This is a genomic window from Maribacter sp. MMG018, assembly GCF_018100785.1.
Taxonomy (GTDB): Bacteria; Bacteroidota; Bacteroidia; order Flavobacteriales; family Flavobacteriaceae; genus Maribacter.
In genome coordinates, this window is record NZ_JAGJEC010000002.1 from 49,745 (window position 1) to 63,264 (window position 13,520).

General features: G+C 39.1%; 11 protein-coding genes. 7 read left to right on the forward strand and 4 right to left on the reverse strand.

Features of this window, described 5'->3' with window-relative positions; genetic code table 11:
* Nucleotides 1-2,214 (forward strand): LysM peptidoglycan-binding domain-containing protein, encoded by a 2,214-nt coding sequence (locus tag J8L85_RS08460; protein WP_211016442.1) that lies wholly within the window; start codon nucleotides 1-3, stop codon nucleotides 2,212-2,214.
* Nucleotide 2,215: 1 nt separating this feature from the next.
* On the forward strand, nucleotides 2,216-2,620 hold the full coding sequence (locus tag J8L85_RS08465) for an OsmC family protein (protein WP_211016444.1): 405 nt from the start codon (nucleotides 2,216-2,218) through the stop codon (nucleotides 2,618-2,620).
* A gap of 148 nt (nucleotides 2,621-2,768) precedes the next feature.
* On the opposite strand, the gene J8L85_RS08470 is transcribed toward J8L85_RS08465, so the two are convergent.
* Both J8L85_RS08470 and J8L85_RS08475 read right to left on the reverse strand, forming a co-directional pair.
* Entirely contained in the window at nucleotides 2,769-3,299 is a 531-nt protein-coding gene (locus J8L85_RS08470; protein ID WP_211016446.1) for a hypothetical protein, read from the reverse strand.
* A gap of 144 nt (nucleotides 3,300-3,443) precedes the next feature.
* Nucleotides 3,444-4,319 (reverse strand): TIM barrel protein, encoded by an 876-nt coding sequence (locus J8L85_RS08475; protein ID WP_211016448.1) that lies wholly within the window; start codon nucleotides 4,317-4,319, stop codon nucleotides 3,444-3,446.
* 50 nt (nucleotides 4,320-4,369) lie between these two features.
* On the opposite strand from J8L85_RS08475, the gene J8L85_RS08480 reads away from it, so the two are divergent.
* The 3 genes from J8L85_RS08480 (at nucleotide 4,370) to yidC (ending at nucleotide 8,224) form a co-directional block, all read left to right on the forward strand.
* Entirely contained in the window at nucleotides 4,370-4,612 is a 243-nt protein-coding gene (locus J8L85_RS08480; protein ID WP_047244764.1) for a DUF3820 family protein, read from the forward strand.
* A 51-nt stretch (nucleotides 4,613-4,663) separates the two neighbouring features.
* The gene (locus J8L85_RS08485) at nucleotides 4,664-6,301 is read left to right on the forward strand and encodes a CTP synthase (protein ID WP_211016450.1); all 1,638 of its coding nucleotides are present in this window, start codon (nucleotides 4,664-4,666) and stop codon (nucleotides 6,299-6,301) included.
* A gap of 69 nt (nucleotides 6,302-6,370) precedes the next feature.
* Entirely contained in the window at nucleotides 6,371-8,224 is a 1,854-nt protein-coding gene (yidC, locus tag J8L85_RS08490; protein ID WP_211016452.1) for a membrane protein insertase YidC, read from the forward strand.
* A gap of 243 nt (nucleotides 8,225-8,467) precedes the next feature.
* Here the strand turns inward: yidC and J8L85_RS08495 are convergent, their stop codons facing one another.
* Entirely contained in the window at nucleotides 8,468-10,489 is a 2,022-nt protein-coding gene (locus J8L85_RS08495; RefSeq protein ID WP_211016454.1) for a fasciclin domain-containing protein, read from the reverse strand.
* A 282-nt stretch (nucleotides 10,490-10,771) separates the two neighbouring features.
* Between J8L85_RS08495 and mnmA the strand changes: the two genes are divergently transcribed.
* Together mnmA and J8L85_RS08505 are read left to right on the forward strand one after the other, a co-directional pair.
* Complete coding sequence (gene mnmA / locus J8L85_RS08500) at nucleotides 10,772-11,962, forward strand: tRNA 2-thiouridine(34) synthase MnmA (RefSeq protein WP_211016456.1); 1,191 nt, start codon at nucleotides 10,772-10,774, stop codon at nucleotides 11,960-11,962.
* A gap of 34 nt (nucleotides 11,963-11,996) precedes the next feature.
* Entirely contained in the window at nucleotides 11,997-12,956 is a 960-nt protein-coding gene (locus J8L85_RS08505; RefSeq protein WP_211016458.1) for a nitronate monooxygenase, read from the forward strand.
* Between the two features lie 16 nt (nucleotides 12,957-12,972).
* Here J8L85_RS08505 and J8L85_RS08510 read toward each other — a convergent pair whose 3' ends face one another.
* Nucleotides 12,973-13,500 carry a DUF5004 domain-containing protein gene (locus J8L85_RS08510; protein WP_211016460.1) on the reverse strand — a complete coding sequence of 176 codons (528 nt, stop codon included), beginning with the start codon at nucleotides 13,498-13,500 and terminating at the stop codon, nucleotides 12,973-12,975.
* Between the last annotated feature and the right edge of the window lie 20 nt (nucleotides 13,501-13,520).

Here is a 13,520-nt window from a genome sequence, read left to right on the forward strand (position 1 = left end):
ATGAAAAATTTGATAAGGTTATTTTTTACGGTTTGTCTTTTTCTCTTTTTTAGCGGTAAAGCGTTCGGACAAAAGTTTACGACACATGCTGTTAAGAAAAACGAAACATTGTATAGTATTGCTAAACAATACGGTGTTTCCCAAGATGATATTCTTAAGTATAACAAAGAAATTAAAAAGGGAGGTAGCTTAAATGTAAACACCATATTGGTTATACCCAGTGCCAATGGGGCTGTGGCAAAACCAGAGCAGCAAACAGGTAATAATGTAAGCGGAGAATCTGTAGAAGGTTTGATCGGTAAGATCATGAACGATTCTGTGGTAAAGAAAGAGCCTATCGGTTTTGTAGAATACAAGGTTAAAAAGAAAGAGACCTTATATGGTATAGCCAAGAAATTTGATGTCACCGAAGAGGAAATCAAAAAGTACAATAAAGAACTGTACGCTACGCAGTTGAAAAAGAAAATGGTCATTAGAATTCCGAAATATAGAAAGACGGAAGAAGACCAGAATGTAGTGGATCCCGATGATTATGAGAAATACGTTGTAGCGCCGAAAGAAACTCGTTGGAGCATAGCGCACAAATATGGTATTACTGTCGATAGTATGCTTGTTCTTAATCCTGGCCTTTCTAAAACAACCAATTACTTACAAGAAGGTTATGAACTTCTTATGCCTAAAATACCGGGGTCTTCCGTTAAAAACCAAGAAACCCAACTGTATAGGTCTTATACGGTACCGGCCAAAATGAACTTTTATAGGCTAGAACAACAATTTGGTGTAAAGGCGGACGAGATCGTAAGGCTTAATCCTGAGATTACAGAGCGTGGAGGGTTAAAAGAAGGAATGGTGATAAGGCTGCCCGAAACCAAATTGGATCCAGGGGTGATAAATACGGATAATTATATCTTCTATGAAGTTAAACCCAAGCAGAACGAATTTAGGTTGACCAGAAAATTTGGAATGTCGTGGGCCGATCTGGTCAAATTGAATCCGGCACTGAAAGATGGGTTAAAAGCCGGAATGGTATTGAAGCTTCCTAAAGATCAAGTAGGGGATTTTGAAGTAAAAAATTCTCTGGTACTGGATAAGATCAATCTATTGGATAGTATTAATGTAGAGAACCGTCCTAAGGTTATGTTCATGTTGCCGTTCCGATTAGATAAATTGGATTTAAACGATACCGAAACGGTCGAATGGACCATTGCAAACAGAAATAGTCTAAAATACAGTCTTGGTCTATATTCGGGAGCTTTGGTGGCGTTGGATTCCATAAAGTCATTGGGGGTATCGGTAGATGTAAAGACCTTTGATAACCAATTGGACCTTCAGAAAACAAAAGAGATACTACAAAAAGAAAACTTAGGTAGTTACAGTGCAATTCTAGGGCCACTGGATGTACAGTCTTTAAAAGAGGTCTCTAACCAGGCGGCAAATTATCAAGTGCCGGTAATTGCACCTGTTCCGGCGAAGAGCGATATTAGTTTAGGAAACGTATTTTTTTCGTACACAGAGCCTAAGACACTTCGTGAGCATATGCTTAAATATGTCAAGGAAAAATACACAAACGAGAATATAGTGGTTATTGCAGATGAAAAAAATGCAGAAACAAAGGCTATTATTCTAGAGAATTTTGCAGGGGCAAAAGCACTTGAGGTAAAAGAGGAGAAAAAGAATATAGGTATTAGTAGAGATAAGTTGGCGGGTCTTTTATCAGAAGATGTGGAAAATTGGGTTTTTGTAGAATCGGACAATTTTAAATTGATCTCTAGTCTGGTATCTATACTTAATGCTTTTAACAATTCGCTTCTGGATATCGAAAATGGTACTAAGAAATTAAAAGTAAGAATGTTCACGACCGATAAGAACAACGCTTTTGATAATGATGTTATTTCCAGTACCCATTTGTCTAACCTTCATTTTACATATCCATCGGTTTATAGAGAAGTTTCTTCGGGGCCGTTCGTAAGGCGTTATAAAGAAAAATTTGGTGATGCTCCGGACAAGTTCGCAGTTAGAGGTTTCGATATAACCTATGACCTGCTATTGAAATTAGCTTACAAAAATGATTTGTTGAGTGTTTCAAAGTTTATTGGGGAAACCGAGTACAGTGGAAACAAATTTGATTATGAGAAAGATATTTCTTCGGGCTACTTTAATAAAGCTTCCTATATAATGGGGTATGATAATATGTGGATAAAAGAATTGGATTAGTATGACATCGAAAGTAGTATACAACGGAGAATTAAGAACAGAATGTACACATATTAAATCTGGGGATTCTTTTATGACCGATGCTCCTACCGATAATAATGGCTTAGGTCAGGCCTTTTCCCCGACCGATACCGTTGCGACCGGGTTGGCGAGTTGTATGTTGACCATGATGGGCATTAAAGCCAACGGGCTGGATATAGACCTGCAAAACTCGGAGGCGGAGGTTACTAAACATATGGCAGCTTCCCCAAGAAGAATTTCGAAGATAGAGGTGAAGCTTACCTTACCTGCCAATATCTCGGATAAGGATAGGAAGATATTGGAAAACACGGCGAATACATGTCCTGTATTATATAGTTTACACCCAGATATACAAAAGGAAATTACTTTCAATTGGGTGCTTTGATTCTCTTTTACGGCAAGGTGGCCACAACCAGCGCTACAGTAAGTTGTAATTCTTTCCTTTATTAGGTAAATCGAATTTAAATATTTTAAAAAAGCCTTCCTGAAATTCCATTTCGGGAAGGCTTTTTTATGATTGTGTTTTCTTAGGTTTAGAACCTAAAGGAAGCTCCTAAGGTTATAAATGAGGCTCCGTAACCGGCTTCTGCAAATGCGGCAACAGTATCTGTAAGGTACCATCGACCACCCACAAAGGCACTAGCTCCGGGTCTACTGTCCAAGTCATTGTAATCGTCGCCACTGTATAGGCGCATAGAGGCCATAACCCCACCATAAACATCAAGATTGTCGATGTCAAAACCAGTGTAGTGATAGGTTCCGCGGGCGCCTAAAACCGTATATGACCAACTATAATCATAATTATAGGTTATGTCTTTATAAGTAAATCTTTTATAGCCGATATAGCCTCCAAGACTTACCACGCCAGGGCCGGGAACATCCCATACGCCTCTTTCGTAACTGGCACTGAATACAGGGCTTTCGGTAGAAGTGCTGTATCCTCCATAATAACCACCTAAACCTATACCGGTATTTATGACGTTCGTGCCTACTTCAAATTCTTGAGCCGATGCAAACTGTACTAAAAAAGTAAAGACGGCCAATAGTGTAATCGATTTTTTCATCTTGATATGTTTAATATAGTCAGTGTTTAAACTAATACTTTGGCCGCTAAATTACACACATATTTTAAATTACGAGGGCTCTTTCTTTTGGATCTGTAATAATAAAGGATAAAAAAAACCTTTCGAAAGAAAGGTTTTACAAGCTTATATGTCACAGATAGTGACCCCCTGTTTCAACGCTGCAATTTTGTCATCCCAACTAGGTACGAACTCTTGGGCAACATAACCTTTGTATCCAGTATCTAAAATGGCTTTCATGACCGCGGGATAATATATTTCTTGGGTTTCGTCAATTTCGTGGCGACCGGGGTTTCCACCTGTATGGTAGTGACCATAGTATTGGTGATAATCTTGAATGTTTCTAATAATATCACCTTCCATTATCTGCATGTGGTAGATGTCGTAAAGTAGTTTAAAATTTTCGGAGCCAATGGTTTCGCATAAAGATACACCCCATTCAGATGTGTCGCACATATAGTCCTTATGGTTAACTTTGCTGTTCAATAACTCCATTTGTAGTACAACCCCATGCTCTTCGGCCAATGGTATAATTTCTTTTAGGCCTTTGGCGCAGTTACGTAAGCCTACTAAATCGTTCATTCCGTTTCTGTTGCCACTAAAGCAAATAAGGTTTGTGTAACCCCCTTCTGCAACCAAAGGAATCACCCTTTTATAATCCGCTATAAGTTCTTCATGAAATTCAGGATTGTTCCAGCCTTTTTCTATTCCCATACCGGCACCCCAGCACATAGATGCGTGTATATTGTATTTTTTTAAGAGAGGAAACTGTTCTGGGTCGACCAGATCAATGGCACGTATATCCAACTTGTTCAGTTCTTGTAAAAATTCCTCAAAAGGGATGGTTCCGTAGCACCAATAGCAAACACTATGGTTAATGTTATGTTTAAGTTTAAAGGGAGGTTCTTCTTTTGATTGTGGGCTTTTTCCCGTTGCTCCCGCAGGAGTTATGATACCTACGGACGCCGCGGCCGTAGTTCCTATAAAATCTCTTCTTTTCATGTTGGTTTTAATTGTTGTCCCCTTAAAGATAATTTTTTTAGTTTTAAAAAATGGAAATAAAACCGGATCATCAAAAATTAATAGAGTTGGCCCATTATCGAATGCCTTTTGGAAAACACAAGGGGCGGTATTTGGTAGATTTGCCCGAGCCGTACCTGGTCTGGTTTCAACAAAAAGGTTTTCCTGATGGAAAATTGGGCGAATTATTGCGTTCTATGCTAGAAATTAAAACAAATAGCCTAGAATCGTTAATTCGAAAGATTCAAAAAGATTTTCCGAAGGAAAGTCATTGAGTTCTATTCTCAATTTGTAACTTTGTGTCCCGTAACATAGAAATCTTATCAATGGCAGAAACCAAATACATCTTCGTTACGGGAGGCGTTACTTCATCTCTTGGAAAAGGCATTATTGCCGCATCTTTGGCTAAACTTCTTCAATCAAGAGGATATAAAACTACTATTCAGAAACTGGATCCGTATATCAATGTTGACCCAGGTACTCTTAACCCTTATGAACACGGTGAGTGCTATGTAACGGACGATGGAGCGGAAACTGATTTGGATCTAGGGCACTATGAGCGTTTTTTAAATGTAAGAACCTCACAGGCGAACAATGTTACCACTGGAAGAATTTACCAAAGTGTAATAGAAAAGGAGAGAAGGGGAGAGTTTTTAGGGAAAACCGTTCAGGTTGTTCCACATATAACCAACGAAATAAAAGAACGTGTACAATTACTTGGCAAGAGTGGTGAGTACGACATCGTTATAACCGAGATAGGAGGTACCGTTGGTGATATAGAGTCACTACCTTATATAGAAGCGGTTAGACAGTTGCTTTGGGAGTTGGGCGATAATAACGCCATTGTTATACATTTAACCTTGGTGCCTTACCTGTCCGCGGCAGGGGAGTTAAAAACGAAGCCTACCCAGCATTCGGTAAAAACATTGATGGAGAGCGGTATCAAGGCCGATATTCTTGTATGTAGGACAGAGCATAAAATTTCTGATGAGATAAAAGACAAATTGGCACTCTTCTGTAATGTGAAGAGAGAGGCTGTAATACAAAGTATTGATGCTTCTACAATTTACGATGTGCCTATTTTAATGCAACAAGAAGGGTTGGATACTGTTACCCTTCGTAAATTGGCCTTGCCAGATTCGACAACTCCGGATCTAACAAGATGGAACCAATTTTTGGAACGCCATAAGAACCCAAAGAACGAAGTAACCGTAGGATTGGTAGGTAAGTATGTAGAATTACAGGATTCATACAAATCGATATTGGAATCCTTTATCCATGCCGGAGCGCAGAATGAAGTGAAGGTAAACGTTAGGTCCATACATTCAGAATATATTACAGCCCAAAATTATGAGAGTAAATTAAAGGGATTGGACGGCATATTGGTCGCTCCAGGTTTTGGTGAGCGTGGTATAGAAGGTAAGATCATAGCGGTAAACTATGCACGGGTCAATAATATTCCTTTTTTAGGGATATGTTTGGGGATGCAAATGGCGGTTATAGAATATGCTAGAAATGTATTAAACCTAAAAGAGGCAAGTTCTACCGAAATGGATTCTGGTACCCCAGACCCTGTTATCAGCTTAATGGAAGAACAGAAATCCGTTACCGATAAAGGAGGAACAATGAGACTGGGCGCTTGGGACTGCGAACTAAAAGATAGTAGTCTGGTGCAACAGGTATATAATGGGGCCAAAGAGATTTCCGAAAGGCATAGGCATAGGTATGAATTCAATAATTCTTATAAAAAACAGCTTGAGGAAGCAGGGCTTTTGGCAACTGGTATCAATTCAAAAACGAACTTGGTAGAAATAGTGGAGCTGAAAGACCACCCGTGGTTTATTGGGGTTCAATATCACCCCGAATATAAAAGTACGGTAGCCAATCCACACCCGTTGTTCGTTGGTTTTGTAAAAGCGGCATTGGCACATAAAAAGGCACAAAGTAATGCCAGTATGGCATAAACTCCTTATTTGGGCATATATTTGCTCTCTGAAAACCAAATAATTACCTTATATATTAGATATTTTTAGATGGAAGAAAAGAAATTGGATGTAAAATCTATAATCGGTTTTGTATTGATATTCGGAATATTGATTTTCATGTTTTATCAAAACAAGCCTACGCCAGAGGAGATAGCGGCACAAAAAGCGAAACAGGAACAGATAGATGCAGCGGCCGCAAATGAAGAAAAGACCGATGATTTTGTAATAGATAGTACCCCTGAGGTAAACTTGAACGATTCTACCGCTATAGCCGGTTACAAAAGTAAAATAGGGGCTTTTGGATTTACTACGCCAAAAGAAGGTACTACTGTTTTGGAAAATGATGTGCTATTTTTAAAAATCAGTAACAAAGGGGGACATGTGGTAGAGGCAAAAATGAAAAATTTTGTCACTTATGATTCTGTGCCGGTATACCTTGTGAAAGATGGAAATTCATCGTTCTCCATTGATTTCTCTACCACCGATAATAGGGTGTTGAGTACAAAGGATCTGTTTTTTGAACCTAGTCTTACGAAATCTGATGGCAAACAGATTTTGTCCTTAAAGGCAAAAACATCCAACAATCAATTTTTAGAATATCGTTACGAGATGAAACCTGGGGATTACCTAGTTGATTTTACTGTACGTACCCAAGGTTTGGACGGGATCATCAACGATAGTAAACCCGTAACCTTAGATTGGAAACTTAAGGGAATTAGGCATTCTAAGAGCATACAATACGAAAATAGATATACCCGCCTTACCTATCATCATGAAGACGGTAAACTAAGTAAATTATCGGAAGGAAGCGATGACGAGGAAACCGAAGAGGACATAAAATGGATATCTTACAGACAACACTTCTTTAGCTCAATTTTGGCTGCAGATGAACCTTTTAAAAGTGGGGAACTGACATCTAAAAATTTGGTAGAGGAAGAAAGTAGGACTTTTGGTTTTACAAAAGCCTATTCATCTGTTTTGCCATTGGATGTTAAAGGAGGGGAAATTTCAAAAAGTATGTACATGTACTATGGCCCTACAGATGTAGATGTACTGTCTAAATACGAAGATTTGGACCTAGTGGATTCCATTCCTTTCGGGTGGGGTATTTTTGGGTGGATAAACAGGTATGTGTTTACACCTTTCTATTCATTGTTAAGTTCTTATTTTCCATATGGTATAGCGATTATCATTATGACCATATTGGTTCGTTTGGCCATGTCACCGGTTACCTATAAATCATATTTGTCCCAGGCAAAAATGAAGGTTTTAAAACCGGAAATCAATGAGCTGAACGAGAAGTACAAGGACAATGCCATGAAGAAACAGCAAGAGACCATGAAATTATATGGCAAAGCAGGGGTAAGCCCCATGAGTGGGTGTGTACCGGCATTTCTGCAAATGCCTATTTTCTATGCCTTGTTCATGTTCTTCCCTTCATCTTTTGCCTTGCGTCAAAAATCTTTCTTATGGGCAGACGATTTATCGTCTTTTGATACGATCTATCAATTTCCGGAAGGATTCTCCATTCCGTTTTATGGTGATCACGTAAGTCTTTTTCCTATACTGGCCTCCATTGCCATCTTCTTTTATATGATGATGACTACAGGGCAGAATATGCCTAGCCAGCCAGGTATGCCCAATATGAAGTTTATCATGTATTTGATGCCTTTTATGATGTTGTTCTTCTTTAACAACTATGCTAGTGGATTAAGTTTGTATTATTTTGTTTCTAACTTGATTACTATTGGTATTATGTTGGTGATCAAGAATTTTATTCTCGATAATGATAAGATTCACGCGCAGATACAAGAGAACAAAAAGAAGCCTAAAAAAGAAAATAAATTTCAGCGTAAGATGCGCGAAATGATGGAACAGGCAGAGGCTCAGAAAAAGAAATAATAACTTTAAGAGATCAAAATAAAAAGCCCTTTCTAAAAAGAAAGGGCTTTTGCCATTGGTTAAGGTTTGGTTTGGCAAGTTTTGGGGGTGTAAATATGAGATTATTTATCCCTTGGAAAAAAAAAGGGTTGTCAAGAAGGTTTATTTGTATGCTAAAGGAGTTTATTTTGATGTTGCCGAGTTCAAGACATAAAAAAACCTCCTTTTTTAAAAGGAGGTTTTTGAACTTTAATTTTAAGCAAATTAGTGTAGTGCATCAATAATTTCTTGAGGCAGTAATACTTTGTCCACAACATGTACTATTCCGTTACTGGTTGTCACGTCTGGCGTAATTACATTGGCATCGACATGTGATTTGTCACGAATTTGTACCCCGCTTCCTAAAAGAGCAAATAGAGATTCGCCCTGGACCGTCATAATCTCTAAATGGTCGGATAGGTCGGTAGATGCTACCGATGCTCCAGATACTACATGATAGGTAAGTAACTTTGCCAACAAGGCTTTTTCTTCATCTGTATCAAAATCGGACAAGCTGTTATAGCTACTGCCCAGATCATTTAAAAATGTAGTAAATGCATCATTGGTAGGGGCAAAGACCGTAAACGGACCATCACCGCTCAAAGTCTCAACCAAGCCGGCGTCTGCTTGGATCAAAGCGGCTACCAAAGTACTAAGGTCGGGAACATCTTGTGCCGTTTCTACAATATTTAACATACCGGGAGCCAATGCATCTAACGTTTCTTGTGGTAGTAGTACCTTATTAATAACATGAACCACCCCATTGCTGGCCTCAACATCTGCAAGTACTACCGAGGCATTCATATCGGTTGCATCTTCTACATGTACCGTACCGTCCTGTATTTTAATACCGATATTTTCGCCTTGAAAAGTTTCTATAGATTGTCCATTACTTAAACTTGTTGAGAAAGCAGTGGTACCAGCGATTACGTGATAGGTTAATATAGAGACCAATAATTGTTTTTCTTCGTCTGTATCAAAATCGGAAAGACTATTGTAATCATCGCCAAGAGTGTCTAAAAGAGAGGCGAAAGCGGCATTGGTAGGAGCAAATACAGTAAATGGACCATCACCGTTTAGGGTTTCTACCAAACCGGCATCCGCCTGGATCAGCGATTCTACCAAAAGGCTCAAGTCGTCGGTTGCTACAGCAGTTTCGACAATTGTCTTAAGTTGCAGTGAAACAACAAAATCGATGGCCGATTGTGGTAGTAAAACCTTATCTATAGTATGCGCTACACCGTTAGAGGCCATAATATCTACACCGGTAATATTGGCATTGGTGTCGGATGCATCACCAATAACAAATGTTTCGCCAGAGGAAATAATTTCAACACTGTTGCCTTCAAAAGCCGTAGAAACTTGCCCTGCCGAAAGATCTGTAGATTTTACTTCTGCGGGTATCACATGATACAACAGAATGTTTTTTAATAGGGCCATTTCTTCTGCCGTGTCAAAATCATCAAGACTGTTATAGTCGTCGCCTAAAATTTCCAATAGTGCCACAAAGGCATCATCTGTAGGGGCAAAAACGGTAAATGGACCATCGGAACTTAGGGTGGCGACTAGATCCGCCTTGATAACGGCAGCTTCTAAAATCGACAGGGGTTCGGTGGCCACTACAATATCGACTAAAGTACCATTGTTGTTGGTCATTTCTTCTTGGTTCAGCGCATCTATAATAGCCTGTGGCAACATTACTTTGTCTATGACGTGAACGACACCGTTACTTGCCATAACATCGGCAATTACTACTTCGGCATTTACTTCGGTCGCATCTTCTATAAATACACCGCCTTCCAAATTTATTGTCAAATCTTCACCTTGTACGGTAGAAACGGTCATTTGGTCCGATAAATCAGTAGATTTTGCGGCTACACCGGCAACCACATGATAGGTCAGAATTGTTGTTAGTAATTCTCGTTCTTCATCCGTGTCAAAGTCGGATAAAGAATCAAAACCATCCAATTGGTCTAATAACGCTGCAAATGCATCGTTGGTAGGAGCAAAAACAGTAAATGGCCCTTCGGAGCTTAGGGTGCCCACTAAATCTGTTCCTTTCGAATTGTCTGCGGTCATTAGTGCGGAAACCAAAGAAGACAATGCATCTTCGGCTTGTGCGGTTTCAACAATGGTCATTGTCTCTGGCAGGACTGTGTTGTCATTTGCATCTTTATCGCAAGACCATAATACAATGGCAATACTAGTTAGTAATAAGAGGTTTTTTAATTGTAGTAAAAATTTCATAGCGGCATTTTTTAAAGATTGTTTTTTAAATGTTTAGTAATCGAGGTAATATTTACCAAATTGGCAATAAAGTGTCTGTTTTGGTGAAAATACTATAATATTATTTTGTTTAACCTTTTTTGATAAAAGTTTAACAAAATAATATTTTCGGATTAAATGAAAGAACAAGGTGTACTCCTTGGTTCTACTACCATTTGTGTTTTTTGAGGTTATAATTCCTCATTTGAAAAAAAGAAGCTTTGAAATGAAATTTTGTAATTTTGTTACGACCAAGATGAATAGATGAAAAAAGTAGTTATAGGACTTTCTGGAGGAGTAGATTCAAGTGTCGCGGCCTATCTTTTAAAAGAGCAGGGGTACGATGTTATTGGCCTTTTTATGAAGAATTGGCACGATGATTCGGTGACCATATCAGAAGAATGTCCGTGGTTGGAAGATAGTAACGATGCATTGATCGTTGCCGAAAAATTGGGTATTCCCTTTCAAACGGTAGATTTGAGTGCGGAGTACAAAGAGCGTATCGTAGATTATATGTTTCGTGAATATGAAATGGGGCGTACGCCTAATCCCGATGTACTATGTAATAGAGAGATAAAGTTTGACGTGTTCCTTAAAATTGCACTTCAACTTGGGGCTGATTATGTAGCCACGGGTCATTATTGTAGAAAAGGAATTATTACCCACCAAGATGGTACTGAAACCTATCAGTTATTATCTGGAAAGGATAGCAATAAGGATCAATCTTATTTTTTGTGTCAATTATCACAAGAGCAATTATCAAAAACACTTTTCCCTATAGGCGAATTAACGAAACCAGAGGTACGGAAGATCGCTGCGGACATGAACTTGATTACGGCAGATAAAAAAGATTCTCAGGGTCTATGTTTTATCGGAAAAGTTAGATTGCCAGAGTTTCTACAGCAACAGTTAAAGCCCAAAACAGGTAAAATTGTTGAGGTACCTTCTGTGGTAGAGCAATATCAAAGACCTGTTCCTGAATTTAAGAACAAAGCTTCCGAATTAGAGTTTTTTGCACAAAAGCCACATTATTCTATCTCTGACGGTAAAGTTGTGGGAGAACACCAAGGGGCCCATTATTTTACAAAGGGTCAACGAAAAGGACTTAATGTTGGGGGTACAAAAGAACCTTTGTTCGTAATAGATACCGATGTAGAGGAAAACGTTATCTATACCGGACAAGGAAAGTCGCACCCAGGTTTGTACCGACGAACATTGTTTGTGCAAGAATCGGAGATACATTGGGTAAGGCCCGATTTAAGATTAAAACCCGACGAAAGTCTAGAGGTCAAGGCACGAATTAGATATCGACAAAAATTACAAAATGCAACCGTGTACAAGGTAGAAGGGGGGCTTTATGTAGATTTTGAAGAAAAACAGTCCGCTATTACCGAAGGTCAGTTTGTAGCTTGGTATCAAGGTGATGAGTTGATCGGATCGGGAGTTATTTCGTAGTGGTCGCACATAACCATTTTTATATACTATAAATATGCAGAATAGAATTACTGAACTTTTCGATATTAAATACCCCATTGTTCAGGCGGGTATGGTATGGGCCAGTGGATGGAGACTTGCTTCGGCGGTTTCAAATGCTGGGGGGCTCGGTATTATAGGAGCGGGCAGTATGTATCCCGACGTTTTTCTGAATCATATAAAAAAGTGTAAACAAGCTACGGATAAGCCCTTTGGTGTAAACCTTCCGATGTTGTACCCTAATTTGGAGGAGCTGATAGAAATCATTGTTAAAGAGAAGGTAAAAATTGTTTTTACCTCTGCGGGCAACCCTAAAACATGGACCTCTTATTTAAAAGAAAAAGGGATAACCGTAGTACACGTGGTCAGTAGTGTAAAATTTGCCATAAAGGCCAAAGAAGCCGGTGTAGATGCTATTGTTGCGGAAGGTTTTGAGGCCGGGGGGCATAATGGCCGTGATGAGACGACCTCTTTGGTATTGATACCCGCCGTAAGACAAGAAATAGATATTCCATTAATAGCGGCAGGTGGTATAGCTACGGGCAAGGCCATGCTTGCGGCCATGGTGCTCGGGGCCGATGGTGTTCAGATAGGGAGTAGGTTTATTGCTTCTACGGAAGCCTCGTCACATCAAAATTTTAAACAAAAGATACTAGAAGCCAAGGAAGGGGATACCAGTTTAACTTTGAAAGAGTTGACCCCAGTGCGTTTGCTGAAGAATAAATTTTATCTCGAAATACAGAAGGCCTATGAAAACGGGGCCTCAAAAGAAGAACTCAAAAATCTTTTGGGTAGGGGAAGGGCAAAAAAAGGAATGTTCGAAGGTGACCTTGACGATGGCGAATTAGAAATAGGCCAAGTATCATCGTTGATCCATACGATTCGGCCAGCAGCCGAAATAGTCAAGGAAATTGTAAATGAATACGAAATGACCAGGATACAGGCCCTTAACGATAAAAGTTTCAGTTTTAGCTAACTTTGGTTTTTAAAGGCTATTCGGTAGATTCTAGCTTTGTGTAAGTAAAAGTAACCTGTGTGTCGGTTATGACAGCATTTACATCTTGAATGCTCAAGGTTGATGTGTATTGAAATTCAGTGGCCGATTCGTTAAAAGTTAACGAGAAACCAAGCTGTTCACATGACACTATTAAATACAATTGGTCTTCAGATAATGCCCATGTACCGTTAGTGGAGGTTATATTGCATCCGGATGCTCTACTCCCTTTTTCGTACGAGTAAACTCTATTAGATCCAAAACTGAACAAGGCATCTTTGTAACATTCTGAATATTGTTGAAAAATGTCGGTACTTGGGTTGTCAATATCATCATTGCTCAAGTCTATTTCGGTATCGGCGATTAAACCTGTAAGCGTCCATTGTCCCACTAGTTTAACTTCTTCGTCCTCTAATTCACCTGTAAAGTTATCTGGGCAGGAAACAGGCTCGCTATCAACACTGCATCCAGCAAACAAGCAATTAATGATTACTAATATTGCGATAAGATATTTTTTGTTTTTCATTTAAATCATTTTATACAAGA